Annotated in this window: 15 protein-coding genes; 7 read left to right on the top strand and 8 right to left on the bottom strand. The window is 47.8% G+C overall.

The genetic code is table 11. From position 1 onward, the window contains the following. Positions 1-132 precede the first annotated feature (132 nt). Complete coding sequence (locus tag ACTTK7_RS16100; RefSeq protein WP_462869113.1) at positions 133-798, top strand: haloacid dehalogenase type II; 666 nt, start codon at positions 133-135, stop codon at positions 796-798. A 187-nt stretch (positions 799-985) separates the two neighbouring features. Here ACTTK7_RS16100 and ACTTK7_RS16095 read toward each other — a convergent pair whose 3' ends face one another. The 6 genes from ACTTK7_RS16095 to ACTTK7_RS16070 all read right to left on the bottom strand — a co-directional run bounded on the left by ACTTK7_RS16095 (position 986) and on the right by ACTTK7_RS16070 (position 7,397). Further along, positions 986-2,269 (bottom strand): GntP family permease, encoded by a 1,284-nt coding sequence (locus tag ACTTK7_RS16095; protein ID WP_462869112.1) that lies wholly within the window; start codon positions 2,267-2,269, stop codon positions 986-988. Between the two features lie 36 nt (positions 2,270-2,305). After that, the gene (locus ACTTK7_RS16090) at positions 2,306-3,082 is read right to left on the bottom strand and encodes a 3-hydroxybutyrate dehydrogenase (RefSeq protein ID WP_462869111.1); all 777 of its coding nucleotides are present in this window, start codon (positions 3,080-3,082) and stop codon (positions 2,306-2,308) included. 221 nt (positions 3,083-3,303) lie between these two features. After that, complete coding sequence (locus tag ACTTK7_RS16085; RefSeq protein WP_462869110.1) at positions 3,304-4,671, bottom strand: sigma-54 interaction domain-containing protein; 1,368 nt, start codon at positions 4,669-4,671, stop codon at positions 3,304-3,306. Between the two features lie 167 nt (positions 4,672-4,838). Then, the gene (locus ACTTK7_RS16080; protein ID WP_462869109.1) at positions 4,839-6,026 is read right to left on the bottom strand and encodes an acetyl-CoA C-acetyltransferase; all 1,188 of its coding nucleotides are present in this window, start codon (positions 6,024-6,026) and stop codon (positions 4,839-4,841) included. Continuing rightward, the gene (locus ACTTK7_RS16075; RefSeq protein ID WP_462869108.1) at positions 6,023-6,685 is read right to left on the bottom strand and encodes a 3-oxoacid CoA-transferase subunit B; all 663 of its coding nucleotides are present in this window, start codon (positions 6,683-6,685) and stop codon (positions 6,023-6,025) included. The genes ACTTK7_RS16080 and ACTTK7_RS16075 overlap by 4 nt, the downstream gene beginning before the upstream one ends. A gap of 16 nt (positions 6,686-6,701) precedes the next feature. Continuing rightward, positions 6,702-7,397 carry a CoA transferase subunit A gene (locus tag ACTTK7_RS16070; protein WP_462869107.1) on the bottom strand — a complete coding sequence of 232 codons (696 nt, stop codon included), beginning with the start codon at positions 7,395-7,397 and terminating at the stop codon, positions 6,702-6,704. Positions 7,398-7,511: 114 nt separating this feature from the next. Between ACTTK7_RS16070 and ACTTK7_RS16065 the strand changes: the two genes are divergently transcribed. Continuing rightward, positions 7,512-8,393: a LysR family transcriptional regulator gene (locus ACTTK7_RS16065; protein ID WP_462869106.1), complete on the top strand. Its 882-nt coding sequence runs from the start codon at positions 7,512-7,514 to the stop codon at positions 8,391-8,393. 33 nt (positions 8,394-8,426) lie between these two features. On the opposite strand, the gene ACTTK7_RS16060 is transcribed toward ACTTK7_RS16065, so the two are convergent. Continuing rightward, positions 8,427-9,746: a short-chain fatty acid transporter gene (locus ACTTK7_RS16060; RefSeq protein WP_462869105.1), complete on the bottom strand. Its 1,320-nt coding sequence runs from the start codon at positions 9,744-9,746 to the stop codon at positions 8,427-8,429. Positions 9,747-10,047: 301 nt separating this feature from the next. On the opposite strand from ACTTK7_RS16060, the gene ACTTK7_RS16055 reads away from it, so the two are divergent. Then, a complete protein-coding gene (locus ACTTK7_RS16055; RefSeq protein ID WP_462869104.1) occupies positions 10,048-10,968 on the top strand; it encodes a UbiA family prenyltransferase in 921 nt (306 codons plus the stop codon). Positions 10,969-11,072: 104 nt separating this feature from the next. Further along, a complete protein-coding gene (locus ACTTK7_RS16050; protein WP_462869103.1) occupies positions 11,073-12,026 on the top strand; it encodes a Gfo/Idh/MocA family protein in 954 nt (317 codons plus the stop codon). Between the two features lie 48 nt (positions 12,027-12,074). Here ACTTK7_RS16050 and alr read toward each other — a convergent pair whose 3' ends face one another. Then, positions 12,075-13,163 (bottom strand): alanine racemase, encoded by a 1,089-nt coding sequence (gene alr, locus ACTTK7_RS16045; RefSeq protein WP_462869102.1) that lies wholly within the window; start codon positions 13,161-13,163, stop codon positions 12,075-12,077. A gap of 240 nt (positions 13,164-13,403) precedes the next feature. On the opposite strand from alr, the gene ACTTK7_RS16040 reads away from it, so the two are divergent. From ACTTK7_RS16040 to ACTTK7_RS16030, 3 genes are all read left to right on the top strand, one after another. Then, entirely contained in the window at positions 13,404-14,285 is an 882-nt protein-coding gene (locus ACTTK7_RS16040) for an aldo/keto reductase (protein WP_462869101.1), read from the top strand. A gap of 103 nt (positions 14,286-14,388) precedes the next feature. Further along, positions 14,389-15,123, top strand: a complete 735-nt coding sequence (locus ACTTK7_RS16035; RefSeq protein WP_462869100.1) for a YqcI/YcgG family protein — start codon at positions 14,389-14,391, stop codon at positions 15,121-15,123. A 194-nt stretch (positions 15,124-15,317) separates the two neighbouring features. Continuing rightward, a complete protein-coding gene (locus ACTTK7_RS16030; RefSeq protein WP_462869099.1) occupies positions 15,318-16,793 on the top strand; it encodes a protein adenylyltransferase SelO in 1,476 nt (491 codons plus the stop codon). Positions 16,794-17,010: the final 217 nt, after the last annotated feature.

The raw sequence follows: 17,010 nt of genomic DNA, 5'->3' as shown, positions 1-17,010 counted from the left end.
ACCATATCATTCAAGGATGATCTCTTTCTTTGTTTGCGCATAGAAAAGGGGGGCTGTCCTATTTTTGGGACAGCCCCACCCGTCTTTCAAATATTTGTACTTCAAAAATATAAATTAGAAAGGAGCTTTTCGATGTCTGCAAACACCATTTTTGCCTTTGACGTTTACGGAACACTGTTTAATATTCAATCGCTCGATGCCACCTGCGAGGAGCATTTTCCCGGCCAGGGAGAAAGCATCGGACAGCTTTGGAGACAAAAGCAGATTCAGTACTCCTTTCTCCGCCAGGCGATGGGGAAATACGTGCCCTTTTCCTCTGTTACAAAAGATGCGCTGCGGTTCTCTTTGGCTGCCCATCACGTTGACTGGACAGAGGAAACCGAGCAAAAGCTGATGAAGGCCTACAATCATTTATCGCTATTTGAAGAAAGCCTGCACGTTCTGCAGAAGCTGAAAGACCAGTCTGCCACTCTGATCGTATTTAGTAACGGGTCAAGAGACATGCTTGAGCCACTGCTGGAACAGGCCGGGGTAAATGAATACCTCGATTACATTATTAGTGTTGATGACATTAAACAATTCAAGCCTTCTCCGGCTTCTTATCAGCTTGTGTTAGATACTGCGGGTGCGCCCCGACATGAAATTACCTTTCTATCAAGCAATGGCTGGGACATCAGCGGCGCTAAAGCGTTTGGTTTTACTACGGCCTGGATCAACCGCAGTGAGCAGCCAACCGAAGAGCTGCAGGTGCCTCCTGATTACCACTACACCACGCTCACTCCTTTAATCGAAGGCTGAATTGCTTTAATCATATATCAAAATACAAAACCCGCCCGGTTCACAGCAAGCATGAACCGGGCGGATTTTTTCTATTTTAACCATTTAGCCAGCAGCGGCAGGCTGCATACTATCCTGGGGCATACGACTTTCAGTATAACTATATTTAATTGCATAAATTCTCCGTAAAAATTATCTTTTTCTTTGATTACAGAATCCCGATCGTGTTCAGCAGAATAACGACAATCACGGAGATGATCGGAATCAATACAGCGACAACGAAAATATCCTTATAGCTCTCTTTATGGCTCATGCCTGTAATCGTTAAAAGCGTCAGTACCTCCCCGTTGTGTGGAAGGGCATCGAGCCCGCCTGAAGAAAGCGAAGCAATACGGTGAAATGCCTCGGAATCAATCCCTGTATTCATCGCTATCTGGTAGTATTCTTCACCAAGCGCTTCGAGCGCAATCCCCATCCCGCCGGAAGCCGACCCTGTCGACCCGGCCAGGATGTTAACAGCTATGGCTTCGGAAATTAACGGATTGCCGCGCACTCCCATCAATAATGAGGTTAACTGATCAAACCCCGGAACCTTCCGTACTACACTGCCAAAACCAACAGCTGCACTCGTATTAATAATGGCAAGCACGGAGCCGCTTGCTCCTCCGTTAACAGCAGGCACAAACTTTTTAAATTTAGTCAGGTTAAGGAGCATAATAAGTACTATGCCTGTCAGAAGTGCCACTACAATGTCCCATCCGAGAAGATTCAGTGTTAAAAGCACTGTGATCAGCGGAAGTATCGACAGCATGAACGGCGGGGCTTTCTCTTCTTTTTCCATCATGCTCTTATCCTTTGGTTCGGTGAAACGCTCTCCTTTAGCCGTCATCTGCTTTTCACGCCACCGCAAATAGAGATAGCCCCCCACCGCCATCACCAGTGCCGCAATGATGCCCATTAACGGCGCGGCTGTGGCACTTGTACGAAAATACTCGATAGGGATCAGGTTTTGAATCTGCGGCGTTCCCGGCAGTGCCGTCATTGTAAACGTAAACGCCCCTAAAGCCACAGTCGGCGGCAACAGCCGGCGGCTGATATCTGCTTCTCGGAATAAAGAAAGAGCAAGCGGGTATACAGCGAAAATAACAACGAACAGACTGACACCGCCGTATGTAAGTACTGCCGAAGCCGCCAGGACGCCTAAAATCGCACGATTCGTGCCAATCAGCTTTGTCAGCGCTACAGCAACAGAACGAGCCATCCCGGTGTCCTCCATCAATTTTCCAAAGACAGCCCCGAGCATGAACACCGGTAACCAGCTTTGCGCGAAATCGACAAATCCGCTCATGTATGTGCCCGTATATGCATCAAGCAGGTTGAGCCCTCCAGTCAGCGCTACAATGCCTGCTGCCACCGGAGCTACCCAGATGATGGACCATCCCAGATAAGCGAGGACCATTAATGTAATTAAGCCCAATAAAATCCCAAGCATGCTTTTTCCTCCTTTTCTATCATAAACAGGCGCAGACTATTGTGCCGTATAGCCTCCATCAATCAATACGCTCTGCCCGGTTACGCTTTTCGCCTGATCCCCGGCTAAAAATAAAGCATAGTCTGCTACTTCCTGGGGATCGAGCAGACGCTTCTGCGGAACGAGCGGATAGATAACCTCCTCCAGTACTTTTTCCAGAGTAACGCCACGGTCTGCTGCCAGATCCTCCAGCTGATTACGGACGAGCGGCGTATCCACGTAGCCCGGACAGAGAGCATTTACCGTGATGCCATGCTCTGCCCCCTCTAATGCTGCTACTTTTGTTAGACCGATCAATCCATGCTTTGCGCTGTTATATCCCGCTTTTCCGGCAAAGCCGATCACACCGTTGATTGACGACATGTTAATGATGCGGCCGTGCTTTTGTTCCTTCATGATCGGAACTGCTTTTTTGATCATGGAAAAAGGCGCCGTCAGCATAATTTTAGTCATTTTTTCAAATGTTTCGGTTGGAAAATCCTCAAGCTTAGCCACGTACTGCATTCCGGCATTGTTAATGAGAATATCCACCCGGCCAAACACTTGAAGCGTTTTTGCAAAAGCATCGTCCACTGCGTCTTCATTGGTAACGTCGCAGGCCAGTCCGATGCAGGTGAATCCTTCATCTTCAATCTCCCTGGCAGCAGCTTGTACTTTATTTTGATCAATATCTGTCAGTACTACCTTCGCCTCTTTCCGGGCAAAGGCTTTTCCGATTGCAAGTCCGATGCCGCTCGCTGCACCTGTGATAAAGACCACTCTTCCTTGAACCATGTGTATCACTCCTGATTATGTTTTTAAGTAATCGCTTACAAAACGAATTTCATTTTAAATTCGTTCTCATCTTATATATTTGCAAAAAACGTGCCAACATCTGCTTGAAAACTTTTTGCTCCGAAACCCGTCGCTAACGTATTCTTTCATGAGTTACGCTCAAAAAAAGAAAACCATTCCAAAACAATGGAATGGCTTCCGCAAACCTGGAAAACCCGCTTTTATTCCAGGTTGTATTTCATGATTTTATTGTAGAGATTGGATTTTCCTATTCCAAGCAGCTCACAGGCTGTCCGCTTATCTCCTTCCGCTTTCTTCAGCGCCTGCTTTACCGCTTCCTTTTCTGCTTCAGCAATTACTTGTTTCAACGGTTTTATTCCGCTCTTCCGGCTTACCTGCCCCGCCTCCGTCACACGTCCCGGAAGATCACTCAGCTGGATTGCTTCTCCTTCGGCAAGATGAACAGCTGCCTCAATTGTATTTTCGAGTTCCCGTACATTGCCCGGCCACGAGTAAACCAAAAAGCGGTCAAGCACCTGCTGATCGAACACCGTAATTCGTTTGCCCAATCTTCCTGTAACTTTTTGGAGTATAAATTTGCTGAGCAGAGGAATATCCTCCGGCCGCTCACGCAGGGAAGGTATTGTAAACGAGATAACGTTGATCCGGTAGTACAGATCCTCCCGGAACTGCTGCTTTTCTATCAGCTGTTCGAGTGGCTGATTAGTAGCAGCAACCACCCGCACGTCCACCTGCCGGGGTCCTTGTGCACCAAGCGGCTCAAGCTCTCCCTCCTGAAGCACACGAAGAATTTTCACCTGGGTATTCAGCGGCATATCCCCAATCTCGTCCAGAAAAATGGTCCCCTGGTCAGCCAGCTGGAATTTCCCCGGTTTGCCTCCTTTTTTCGCGCCGGTAAAAGCTCCCTCCTCATAGCCAAACAGCTCAGACTCAAGCAGATCCGCCGGTATCGCTGCGCAATTTACTTTCACGAAAGGCTTCATGCTTCTTTCACTCAGCTTATGCAGCCCCTGGGCAAACAATTCTTTTCCGGTCCCCGTTTCTCCCCGCAAAAGGACAGATACATCGCTTGAAGCTACTTTACGTACATTTCTTTTTACCTCTTCCATCTCCGGGGACACGCTGAGCGCATCGTGCAGGGAATAAGATGTTCCGTTCAGCTGCTCCACCTGCTTTTGATACGATTCGAGCTCCAGCATTAATGTTTTAATATGCTGGTTCATCTCCGTCCATTCTTTTCTGTCCCGGAACATGACCAGCCCCAGAGCGCCGATAATACGGCCGCCGTCGTATAAAGGCACGCGGTCGGCAATCATATAGTTGCCTCTAATGTACTGCATATTTGCTTTTTCCGCTTTCCCGGAAGCCACTACGATATGCATGCGCGTGTTTTCAATCACATCAGTTACGTGACGCCCGACCGCATTTTTGCGACTGGTGCCGAGAAAATCGTAATAGCATTCATTCATATACGAAATAATTCCCTGTTCATCAACAATGACCACACAATGGTGCAGACTGCCAAACAATATGTCGTAAATATGCTCCAGGCCTTCTAAATGTTTCATCATCATTTCCACCCCGTTATCGCGGTTGACATTTCTGATTAAATAGTAACGGTCCTGCGAATTTTTTCAATAGTTTCAGAACCTTTATTTAACGAAAAAACACCTCCGGCAGCCAATCAGCGGTGACGACCCGGAGATGTTTCCCTTTGCTTATATAAGGCACTTGTTTAAATTCTTTCTACCACGGTAGCCACACCCTGGCCGCCTCCGATGCATAATGCTGCCAGTCCTGCATCTGCCTGCTGGCGTTTCATCTGATGAAGCAGGGTCACAAAAATTCTTGTGCCGCTTGCCCCAATCGGGTGGCCTAACGCGATTGCCCCGCCGTTTACGTTCAGCTTTTCTGAATCAATATTCAAATCTCTCTGTACCGCAAGTGATTGGGCGGCAAACGCTTCGTTTGCTTCAATCAGATCGATATCTTCCATCGAAACAGAAGCTTTATTCAGAGCCTTTCGGATCGCCGGAACCGGCCCCAGCCCCATCACGCTCGGATCCACGGCTGCACTTGCATTGCCGGTGATCCGGGCCATGCCTTTAATGCCCAGCTCTTTTGCTTTCTTTCCGCTCATAACAATAACGGCTGCGGCTCCGTCGTTAATACCGGAGGCGTTTCCCGCAGTCACGCTTCCGTCCTTTTGGAACGCCGGCTTTAATTTTTTCAGCTTTTCCACCGTGGTGCCGCTTCGAATGTGTTCATCCTCCAACACCTCGAGGGGCTCTCCTTTTCGCTGAGGTACGTGGACAGCCACAATTTCCTCTTTGAACAATCCATTATCCCGGGCTGCCGTGGCCTTCTGCTGACTGGCTGCGGCGAACGTGTCCTGTTCTTCTCGTGTAAAGCCGTACTCATGGTTAATGTTTTCAGCTGTCACACCCATATGATAGTTTTCCACAGCACACATCAGTCCGTCATGGAGCATGCTGTCAACCAACTTCTGGTTCCCCATCCCAAAGCCGCTGCGCGCGTTCATCTGCAGGTAAGGAGCCTGACTCATGTTTTCCATCCCGCCGGCAATGACGATATCCGCATCACCGGTCAGTACGGCCTGTGCCGCCAGGTGGACAGCCTTCAAGCCGGACCCGCATACTTTATTAATGGTCATTGCAGGTACGTTTTCAGAAAGACCGGCCTTTAAAGAAGCGACCCTTGCCGGGTTCTGGCCAAGACCTGCCTGCAGCACGTTTCCCATAATAACTTCATCTACTTCTTCCTTCGGAATACCGGCACGTTCAAGCGCTTCTTCAATCACAAGCGCCCCCAGATCTACAGTCGGTACATCCTTTAAGCTGCCCATAAAGCCGCCAACCGGAGTTCGTACCGCTCCGCCAAGCAGAACCTCTTCTGTTTTCATTGTTTTCCCTCCCGGTCTGTCAGTGCTTCATCAATTGTAAAAGAAGCTTCTGTATACTGCTCCACTGTTTTTATGTCAGCTCCGTTTAATACTTCCCTTAGCACCATGCCCGACGGCGTGAAATCAAAGACAGCCATATCTGTAATTAACCGGTCCACTACCTTTTCGCCGGTCAGCGGCAGAGCGCATTCGGTACGGATTTTCGATTCTCCGTCTTTATTCGTGTGGGTCATGATGATCACTACTTTTTGCGCTCCCTGCACGATATCCATCGCACCGCCCATGCCTTTGACCATTTTTCCGGGAATCATCCAGTTCGCAAGATCTCCCTGTCCCGAAACCTCCATGCCCCCGAGAATCGCGAGATCAATATGGCCGCCGCGAATCATAGCAAAGGATTCCGCGTTATCAAAGAATGAACCTCCCTGCTTCACTGTCACTGTCTCTTTACCGGCATTAATCAGATCTGCATCCACGTCTTCCTCCGCTGGATAAGGCCCGATGCCGAGCAGGCCGTTTTCAGAATGCAGAAATATATTTTTTTCTTCCGGAATGTAGTTGGCAATCATTGTCGGCATGCCAATGCCCAGATTTACAATCGTGCCGTCTTCGACTTCTTTTACCGCCCGTTGTATAATGTTTTCTCTTTGACTGCTCATTGTCTTCCTCCTCCTTTTAGGCCTGCTGGACCGTTTTTCGTTCGATACGCTTTTCATACGATGTGCCGACAAGAAGATGCTGAACATACAGACTTGGCGTATGAATAAAGTCCGGATCGAGTTCACCGACGTCAACCAGTTCTTCCACCTCTGCGATTGTAAATTTACCTGCCGCTGCTGCCAGTGGATTAAAATTACGGGCGGTCTTCTGGTAAATAAGATTCCCGTAGGCATCTCCCTTCCATGCCTTCACAAGAGCCGCATCCCCCTGGATGGCTTCTTCAAGGATGCACTGTCTGCCGCCAATAACTTTATGCTCTTTGCCTTCGGCAATCGGAGTGCCTACACCAGTCGGGGTGTAAAAGCCGGGAATACCCGCGCCGCCTGCCCGGATACGCTCCGCGAGTGTCCCTTGAGGCACGAGTTCCACTTCTAGTTCTCCACTCAGGTACTGCTCTTCAAAAATCTTATTTTCTCCCACGTAGGAAGCCACCATTTTGTTAATCTGTTTATTTTCCAGCAGCAGCCCCAGGCCCCAGTCGTTGACACCGCAGTTATTGCTGACTACTGTTAAATTTTTCGTTCCCTTGGCAGCCAGGGCCTGAATGGCTTTTTCTGGTATACCGCACAGGCCGAAGCCCCCGACAATCAGGGTATCGCCTTCCTGAATGCGGTCTACGCTCTCTTCAAAAGACGTCTGTACCTTCGTCATTGTATGAACCCCTTTCAGTTCTTTAATTGGTGCTTCCACTTTACTAAAAGCGCTTTCATAGGTAAAATAGATAAATAATATAAATTTATTACTAAATGGAATAAGAGGTGCTTCATGGATATTAAACAGCTTCGTTTTTTCCTCGAAGTATGCAAAGAACTAAGCTTTTCGCGGGCCAGCGAGAAGCTTCATATTTCCCAGCCCGCCTTAAGCAAAACAATTCATCAGCTTGAGGAAGAAATCGGCCTCCGTCTGCTCGACCGCTCCACCCGTCACCTTTTCGTAACGAAAGAAGGGGAAATCATCCGCCAGCACGCCCAGAAGGTACTTCGCAGCGCAGAGGACTTATGGCAGGAAGCAGAAGAAATCAAGCTGCATAAAAAAGGCAGCTTTACATTCGGGCTGCCTCCCGTCATCGGCTCCAGCTTTTTCCCCGGGATCATTGCCGGCTTTCGCAGAGCTTATCCCGAAGCCAGTATGCATATTGTCGAAGAAGGCGCGAAAATTATGGAGCGGTCTCTGCTTGAAGGAAATATTGATGTAGGTGTAGCCATTCTTCCCGTCGATGACGAACAGTTTGAGGTTCGCCAGATCATCGACCGGAAAATCCTTGCTATAACCTCGGTGAACCACCGGCTTGCCGGCCGCGAAAGTATACAAATGAAGGATTTAAAGCATGAATCCTTTTTAATGTTTCAGCAGGGGTTTTCCCTGTACGACCGGGTCTTCGAGTCATGCATCGAGGCGGGATTCGAGCCCGACATTCTTTATGAAAGCTCCCAGTGGGACTTTTTGTTTGAAAGTGCCATGGCAGGTCTGGGCATTGCCCTCCTTCCTGAAACCGTTGTCCATAAAGCGGACACCAGAAATGTTTCTGTGCTCACTGTGGCCGATGATTTACTGCACTGGCGGCTCGCCCTCATCTGGCGCAAGCACAGCTACCAGACGCAGGCCGCCCAGGCGTGGATCGCTTTTGTGGGAGATACTTTTACGTAATAGTGAAAGAAAATCTTTAAACTTTATTCGCTTTTATAAAAAAGTCAAACCCGCACCGATAACAATCCCGCTAATAACCAGAATCCATACACAAAATCCCATAATGTCTCTAGCACGTAAACCGGCAATGGCAAGCGCCGGCAAAGCCCAAAATGGCTGTATCATGTTCGTCCAAGCATCTCCCCAAGCAACGGACATTACTGTTTTAGCTGGATCAACATCAAGTGCTGCTCCAGCTTCAAGCATAATAGGAGCTTGAACAGCCCATTGCCCTCCCCCTGAGGGTACAAAGAAATTAACTATGCCGGCACTAAGAAAAGAAAAAAGTGGAAATGTTGCTTCTGTGGAAAATGCTATAAACCATTCTGAGATTTGTACTGCAAGACCAGAGGTAACCATCATCCCCATAATGCCTGCATAGAATGGAAATTGAATAATAATTCCTCCAGCATTTTTCACAGCATCTGCTACACTGTTTAAAAAGTTTTTGGGAGTCCCATGAAACAAAATCCCTAGTGTTAAGAACATAAAATTCACAATATTTAAATCTAATTGAAACCCATTCGTGAAGAAATAGTACACTAGAAAAACTAATCCAAAACCTCCTATAATCATGGCAAACCATCTGCTGTTTTCCAGTTTTTCGGCCGGTGTCCAGGTTTCAAATGAAGACAGAGTTGTTGCTGCATTATTATCCTCTAGCAGTGTTGGATCTATAGTTACAGCATCTTTTTGATTCATCATTACCCTATTAACAATAGGGACAACGATAAAAAGTGAAGCCACAATAGCTATGTTAAAGGCAGAAAAAATTGTTTGATTTGTTGATATTAGACCAATTATATCCTCTGAAACGTTATCCGGGGTCGCAACTGTTAAAGGGATGGAACCGGCAAGACCTCCATGCCAGACTATAAACCCACTATATGCACTGGCAATTAACAAGCGATAGTCCACTTTGGTTACTTGTCTCGCTAGTTCTTTTGCAAACAAAGCTCCTATGACTAGACCAAAACCCCAATTAATCCAACTAGCTGTCAAGGCTACTATAGTTACCAACACTATAGCTTGCCCTGGCGTTTTAGCTATCGAAGCAGTTCTTTTAAGCAAACGATTAAAAAAAGGACTGCTAGCAAGAACATACCCCGTTACTAATACAAGAACCATCTGCATCGCAAATTCTAATAGGTCCCAAAAGCCTTCTCCCCAGTAAGTAACCATATTGATTGGGGTACTAGGTGTAAGAAACAATCCCAGTAAAAAAACTGCAATAGTCAAAATAAGAACAAAAAGAAAAGGATCCGGCAGATAGCGCTGTACTAAACTGGTTGAGAATCTCGTTAATGCTTTCAAATAAACTCCTCCTTTTTGTAACCGTTTACAATAAACTTTATCTAATCATTTCCTGGAAGTGAAATATCTTCGGGTTATATACCTATTCGTTTTCAACATAAGTTATCTATTTTCTGAAAATACAACCTGTCAACTTGCTTCCAGTGTTAATTAACATCTTGATAAATAGTAAATTAAATCATTAAGAGAGGACATTAAACGTAACACTCCAATCAGGTGTTTTACTTTTCTTTTTGATATAATTCATAGGCAGTTTTATTTCACTTCTTTATGTTTATTTCGCGCAGAAAGGACGATGCTTATGAAACATACAATTTCTTTTTGGCTGGAAGCAGCCCGGGCGAGTTTTTTGTCTGTCATGCTTATGCCGGTCCTGTTAGGGGCGCTCGGGGCTTATGCATGGAACGGAGTCTTTGAGCCGCATTGGTTTGTTATTACCCTGGCCGGGGCATTCAGCGCCCACCTGTTTTCCAATATGGTGAATGATTTATGGGACTACCGTAACGGTGTCGATACAAAAGCACAGGATACGGCAAACGACGTTTCCACCAATTCCGGCATGCTGACAGGAGGCCGGGTTTCTGAAGAAACATTCGCGTTTGTTACGTGGGCGTTTTTGGCCCTGGCCCTTTTATGCGGTGTTATTTTAAGTATCGCCAGGGGGTGGCCGCTTTTGATTCTTGCGGCCTTCGGCGGGCTGCTTGCTTATTTTTATGTGGCCCCTCCCTTTAAGTTCGGCTACCGGGGCAAAGGATACGGTGAAATCGCTATTCTGCTTTCGTTCGGGGTGCTTCCCGTAGTCGGCAGCTATTACGTGCAGACGGGATTTTTTGACGTCCGGACATTTTTTCTCTCTCTGCCGATTGGCATATTAACCACAATGGTGCTTTACAATCATCATTTTCTTCACTGGAGAGCCGACCGGGATTCCGGCAAAAATACGCTTGTGGTTGTTCTTGGAGAAAAGAAGGGACTGCTTCTTTCAAAAGCCTTTACCTTTCTTGCCATGCTTACGATCCCCCTGGGTATTTTCGTTGGAGCGCTCCCCTGGTACGCGCTGTTTGCCATTGTTTCTGCCTGGCCGCTCGTAAAGGCCTATGCTGCACTCGAAAATACCAACCCTTCTGAATCCTACGGACCACTCATGGGCGCTTCGATTAAAAGCACGGTTCTCTGTGGAGGTTTCCTGGCAATTGCTCTTCTGCTGCAGGGAGTATTTTAACCAGCAGTTCTCCCGCTTATTTCTGACGGAGAGGCAGTTTTTACCACAATAGTGTACAATGTGGGCACGGGATTGAATTTTGTAATTAATTAGGAGGATTTTTGATGAAATCTATCCGATGGGGCATTTTAGGCACGGCCGATATCGCCAGAAGACAAATGCTGCCTGCCCTGCAGCACACGGAAAATGCCGAAGCTCATGCGATCGCAAGCGGCAGCGGCAAAGCAGAGGAACTCGCCGAAGCCTTTCGTATTCCGAAGGTGTACCAAAGCTATGATGACCTGCTTGAAGACCCGGACATCGATGCGGTCTACATTCCTCTGCCCAACCATCTCCACAAAGAATGGAGCATTAAAGCTGCCCGGAAGCAGAAGCATGTGTTATGCGAAAAGCCCGCAGCCCTGACCCAGGCGGATGCCCGGGAAATAAAAAACGCCTGCGAAGAGCACGGCGTTCAGTTTATGGAAGCATTTATGTACCGCTTCCATCCCCAGCACCAGCTTGTACAAAAAATGCTTGCAGGCAATGCGATCGGAGACGTGATGACAATGCGCTCATCGTTTACTTTTCCGCTGCAGCATACCGAAGGCAACATTCGTCTTCACTCCCAGGCTGACGGCGGCGGCAGCCTGTATGATGTCGGCTGCTACTGCATTCACGCCATTCGTCAGGTTATGGGGGAACCGGCGCATGCGAGCGCTTCTTATTCGTTTCATGAAAACGAAAACAGTGATTGGGCTGCAGCAGGTGTACTCACTTTTTCCGACGGCCGGCTCGCCCATTTTGATTCAGGCATGAATGCTGCTCTTCGCAACGAATACGAAGTAGTAGGCACGAAAGGCATTTTGAAAGCCCACCAGGCGTTTGTTCCGACAGAACAACCGTGCAGAGTTTCTATCGAACTCGAAAGCGGGGAATCCTACAGCGAAACCATCGCAGATAATTATTACATTACCGGCATGCAGTCGCTCTCCCTTGGACTCCTCGAGGGAAGAAGCTGGCCTTCCGACGGACTCGCAGAAAATGCTTTTGTGCTTGAGCAGCTGATACATTCATAAAAAAAGCCCGCAGCCGCCTTTCTCTGGCAGCTGCGGGCTTTCTTACTATTATTCTATATATTTTCGTTCAATAGATTCCTGCACATTCATGATCGAAACTCTTGCTGTTAAAGCGTCACCTTCATTGACTGTTTTCCCTGTCACATCCACCAGGGAAAACTGCGAGCTGGGCTTCCCGACGACCGAAACAGGCTGTTCGCCCCAGAATATTTTCGCTGGCGGCCGAACATAGGAGCGAACATTGCGGAGGATGTTAAAGATCAGCTTTTTCAACGTATCGGACTGGTGCTCACGGGCAAAATTAAAACCATGTGCTTCTCCAAGTGGAATGAGTCCGACAGTGACCGGCTTATTCAGCGGTCTGTTATCTCCGTACCCCGCCATGCTCCCTGTTTTTACTTCACGCGTTTCGAGAAGAGGTGTTTTAAGCTCAAACGTTTCTTCAAAACGCAGGCCGTTTCTGCTCGCTGCCTGACCGAACATGGCATTGCCGATACGAATCATATTAAAGCCAAGATCGGGGTATTTGACGGCTATCGAGCTGTTGGCCATGTGTATATACGCAGGATGACTCCCATAAATTTTCGTTATGATTTCTACACACTGCTTTAAACAGTCACTCTGGGCAGTGATTTTTTCTGCATGCCTATTGGCAGCAAAATGAGAATAAACGCCTTCCATCTTCACTGATTTTAACGCTTGATACGCTTCCATGAATGAGCTTAAATCTTTTTCATCCAGACCGAAACGGTTTAAAGAAATATTAATTTTTAAATGAAAGGGATACTGTCCTGCGTTTTTTTTCTGTGCTGCCCTGTCTAATTTTTTCATTTTTTCGATCGTATCAACAGTAGGCGTTAAGCTGTAATCAATGACGTGCTCCGCGTCAAAATAAGGACCCAGGATTAATATAGGTGCTTTCACCCCGTTGTTTCGCAGTTCAATACCTTCTTCCTCGACCCCCACCGCTAAATAATCAACTTCGTTTTCAATGTACCTGGCCATCGGAACCAGTCCGTGCCCGTAGGCATTACTTTTAACGATACCTGCAAAAAATTTATCCGGCATCCGGTTTTTAATTTGATGAATGTTATTGCGTACAGCCTTTACGTTAATCTCAATCCATGAAGAATTCATTCATTACACGCCCTTCTGTAGCTGAATATTATTCTCTATACTTAAGAACAATTTCATGCGTCTTCTGTTCTATACCTTTACGTGCCTGCCTGGAAACTTCCTTTCTAGCATCTTATTTAATATAAAATATTTCCAGCCGGCTTTTATGCTTCGAAAAAAGGCATTTGATTAAAAAGGAGCCGGTCCGGGTATGATAAACAAGGTGTACAAACTTTTGTTTTCATCGAAGGAGGATCATATATGAGTAATTCAAACATTACCGCAGATCAGGCCGGAACATTCCGGATCGGCGGCGATATAGAAGTAAACCGTCTAGGGTACGGAGCCATGCAGCTGACAGGTGAAGGAGTATGGAAGGAACCGTCCAATCCTGATGAAGCCGTCCGTGTGCTCCGCCGTGCATCAGAGCTCGGAGTGAACTTTATTGATACGGCAGATGCCTACGGCCCGTTCACAGCCAACCGCCTCATTAAAGAAGCTCTTCATCCCTATAATGACGACATGACGGTCGCGACAAAGGTCGGCCTCACCCGTGCAGGCCCGAATGACTGGCGCCCGGTGGGACGTCCGGAATACCTGCGTCAGCAGGTGGAGCTGAACCTGATGGATCTGGGCCTTGAACGCATCGACCTTATGCAGCTGCACCGGGTAGACCCTGAAGTGCCGATTGCAGATCAGGTAGGCGAGCTCAAAAAAATGCAGGAGGAAGGAAAAATCCGTCACATTGGACTCAGTGAAGTGAATACAGAGCAATTTAAAGAAGCGCAAAAGGTAGCTTCCATTGCTTCTGTGCAAAACCGCTATAATCTGGCCAATCGTGAATCCGAAGAAATGCTCGACTATTGTACGGATAATAACATTGCCTTTATCCCGTGGTTCCCTCTTGCTACCGGGGAACTGGCCCAGGAGGGCGGGCCGCTCGCCCAGCTGGCAGAGGAACACAATGCGAAACCAGCCCAGCTTGCGCTTGCATGGCTGTTGAAGCGCTCTGACGTTATCCTGCCAATTCCCGGAACGTCCACAGTAAGCCACCTTGAAGATAATATTGCTGCAGCCGGCATCAAACTGAGCGACGAGGAATTTAATACGCTTACCAATGCCGTGGAGAACAGCAGCAGCTAAACCTTTTTATTTAAGCTTTCAGCCGGCAATCATGCTGCATTGGCTGAAGGCTTTTTTAAACCGGGCAGGCGTCCTTGATTTTTTGAATGAAAGGAGCAGCAGTATGTTAAAAACAAACAGCCCTTACCTGCTGACGAAGGAGGACATGGAAACGTCCAACGAGCTTCCCTCCTGGCTGCAGGAGGAGTACCAGACCTTTAAGCGTGTTGTAACCAACCCGGAGTTCCCCTGCTTTTTTGGCATGAAAGCCCAGCGAAAAGGAGAGCTCCGCTACTCTTATATTACTCATGATCAGTGGGATCACCTTGGCGGCGTGCTTGAAAGCTTTCTGCATTTAATGAATGAACCGCCCTTTACCCGGCACGGGCTTTTCCTTTTCGTCGAGCCGGAAACACGCGAGCAGTCCGTCGATTATTATCGTTCTTATTTCTGGGACGTTCTGCAGCATCTGCATGAACAGGACCGGTACAGCTGGCCGGGAGACAAGCCAAAGGATCCTGATCATTTTCTGTGGGATTACCATTTTGCCGGCGAGGCGGTTTTTGTTTTCGGTAACGCTCCGGCCTATAAACAGCGGAAAACGAGAGATCTGGGTAACAGTTTGATTCTCGGCTTTCAGCCCCGGGCTATTTTTGAGGGCCTCGAGGGCACTGAAAAAGGCGGCATCATGTCGAGAGAGAAGGTGCGTTCGCGCGTGGAAAAATGGGACAACCTTCCCACCCACCCGGATATCAGTCATTTCGGCGACCCAACGCACAATGAGTGGAAGCAGTTTTTCATTGGAGACGACATTAAGCCGATAGAAGGAAAATGTCCGTTCCATCATAAAGACGTATAACCATTTCTAATCAGGACAGTTAAATATTCGCGCTTTCTGCTGAATGCAGGAAGCGTTTTTATATGTATGAACTTTACATCTTAAGATTTGAAGTGCCGGGACGAAGGCCTGTATAATGAAGATGTAACCTTGATAATAATGATTCGTCCGATATAGCTTGCTGCGTTTTAAAAATATATTTTAAAGGAGTCTTTATGGCTGACAAAAACACTGTAAAACAAGCAGGCTGGCAGCTCGAACACAGCTACGCCACCCTTCCGCAAACCTTTTTTTCCAAAACCACCCCTGATCCGGCTCAGAACCCGGAGCTGATTATACTGAACGAACAGCTTGCTGACTCTCTCGGTCTCGACAGTGAGGCATTAAAAGAGGAGAAAGGCGTGCAAATACTTGCAGGCAGCAAAACGCCGGAAAACGGCCTGCCGCTTGCCCAGGCTTATGCTGGTCATCAATTTGGCCATTTTACGATGCTTGGGGACGGGCGCGCCCTGCTTCACGGGGAACAAATAACGCCGGATGGGCACAGAGTCGATATTCAGCTGAAAGGATCCGGCCGCACGCCTTATTCACGCGGCGGGGACGGACGGGCCGCTCTTGGCCCGATGCTTCGCGAGTATATTATCAGTGAAGCGATGCATGCGCTTGGCATACCAACCACCCGGAGTCTTGCCGTAGTCACAACCGGGGAACCTGTCTTTCGCGAAAGTGTTCTGACCGGTGCAGTATTAACACGTACGGCCTCAAGCCACCTTCGCGTCGGCACGTTTGAATATGCCCTGAACCGCGGATCGATGAATGACCTGCGGGCCCTTGCCGACTACACGATCAGCCGGCATTATCCAAAATCCCGGGAGACAGAAAATCCGTATCTGACGCTGCTCCGGGAAGTTGTTACACGCCAGGCTTCCTTAATTGCAAAATGGCAGCTTGCCGGCTTTATCCACGGCGTAATGAACAGCGATAATATGGCTCTCAGCGGAGAAACCATCGATTACGGCCCATGTGCTTTTATGAACAGCTATGATCCAAAGACGGTATTCAGTTCAATTGATGCACGCGGCCGCTATGCCTACGGAAGACAGCCAATTATGGCAGAATGGAATCTTTCCCGGTTTGCCGAAGCCCTCGTACCATTAATTGACGAAAGTCAGGAAAAAGCTGTCGAGCTCGCGCAGGCGGAAATCTCCCGTTTCCCTGAACAGTTTAATGAATACTGGCTGCAGGGCATGCGTGCAAAACTAGGTCTTTTCACGGAAGAAGCGGGAGACGAAGCACTTATTACAGATCTTCTCCATCTTATGGAGGAACACGAAGCTGATTACACTAACACCTTCCGTGCCCTTACCTTTAACACGCTGGACAACTCCGGGCTGTTTACAGACAACAGATTTGTTTCCTGGAGAGCACAATGGCTGGAACGTCTCAGCAGGCAGGACGAATCTGAAAGCTCTTCGCGCCAGCTGATGCGTGACTATAACCCGGCGGTCATTCCGAGGAACCATCATGTGGAAGAAGCAATTGAAGCTGCCGAAAAAAATGAAGATTACAGCGTCATGAATCAGCTTCTGAAAGTACTTTCAGAACCCTATGCCCACACTACGGAACAGGAAAAATATACAACACCGCCCGCTCCCACGCTTGTTCCCTACCGCACTTACTGCGGCACGTAAAAAGCGATATATAATTAAAGAAAGCCCCTGCTCAGCATTAGAGTGACCCCATAATATGAGACAGGAAAAAACACCCCCAACGTCGTATGTAGAGTGACCCCATAATATGAGACAGGAAAAAACACCCCCAACGTCGTATGTGCACTGACCTAGAAATATGAGACAAGATAAAGCACCTAGCCTTCTGCCGTTCGGTATTCCACCGGCGTGTGGAAGG

Source organism: Marinococcus tarijensis (genome assembly GCF_054971385.1).
The sequence above is the reverse complement of the archived record's forward strand: the minus strand, read 5'-3'. Positions and strand labels throughout refer to the sequence as shown.

Excerpts from the sequence above, each read along its gene's own strand:
- ACTTK7_RS16070 (WP_462869107.1), bottom strand. The coding sequence starts at position 7,397 with ATGACGAAGGTACAGACGTCTTTTGAAGAGAGCGTAGACCGCATTCAG.
- ACTTK7_RS16030 (WP_462869099.1), top strand. The coding sequence starts at position 15,318 with ATGGCTGACAAAAACACTGTAAAACAAGCAGGCTGGCAGCTCGAACAC.
- ACTTK7_RS16065 (WP_462869106.1), top strand. The coding sequence starts at position 7,512 with ATGGATATTAAACAGCTTCGTTTTTTCCTCGAAGTATGCAAAGAACTA.
- ACTTK7_RS16080 (WP_462869109.1), bottom strand. The coding sequence starts at position 6,026 with ATGAAAACAGAAGAGGTTCTGCTTGGCGGAGCGGTACGAACTCCGGTT.
- ACTTK7_RS16085 (WP_462869110.1), bottom strand. The coding sequence starts at position 4,671 with ATGAAACATTTAGAAGGCCTGGAGCATATTTACGACATATTGTTTGGC.
- ACTTK7_RS16095 (WP_462869112.1), bottom strand. The coding sequence starts at position 2,269 with ATGCTTGGGATTTTATTGGGCTTAATTACATTAATGGTCCTCGCTTAT.
- ACTTK7_RS16100 (WP_462869113.1), top strand. The coding sequence starts at position 133 with ATGTCTGCAAACACCATTTTTGCCTTTGACGTTTACGGAACACTGTTT.
- ACTTK7_RS16040 (WP_462869101.1), top strand. The coding sequence starts at position 13,404 with ATGAGTAATTCAAACATTACCGCAGATCAGGCCGGAACATTCCGGATC.
- ACTTK7_RS16090 (WP_462869111.1), bottom strand. The coding sequence starts at position 3,082 with ATGGTTCAAGGAAGAGTGGTCTTTATCACAGGTGCAGCGAGCGGCATC.
- ACTTK7_RS16075 (WP_462869108.1), bottom strand. The coding sequence starts at position 6,685 with ATGAGCAGTCAAAGAGAAAACATTATACAACGGGCGGTAAAAGAAGTC.
- ACTTK7_RS16055 (WP_462869104.1), top strand. The coding sequence starts at position 10,048 with ATGAAACATACAATTTCTTTTTGGCTGGAAGCAGCCCGGGCGAGTTTT.
- alr (WP_462869102.1), bottom strand. The coding sequence starts at position 13,163 with ATGAATTCTTCATGGATTGAGATTAACGTAAAGGCTGTACGCAATAAC.
- ACTTK7_RS16035 (WP_462869100.1), top strand. The coding sequence starts at position 14,389 with ATGTTAAAAACAAACAGCCCTTACCTGCTGACGAAGGAGGACATGGAA.
- ACTTK7_RS16050 (WP_462869103.1), top strand. The coding sequence starts at position 11,073 with ATGAAATCTATCCGATGGGGCATTTTAGGCACGGCCGATATCGCCAGA.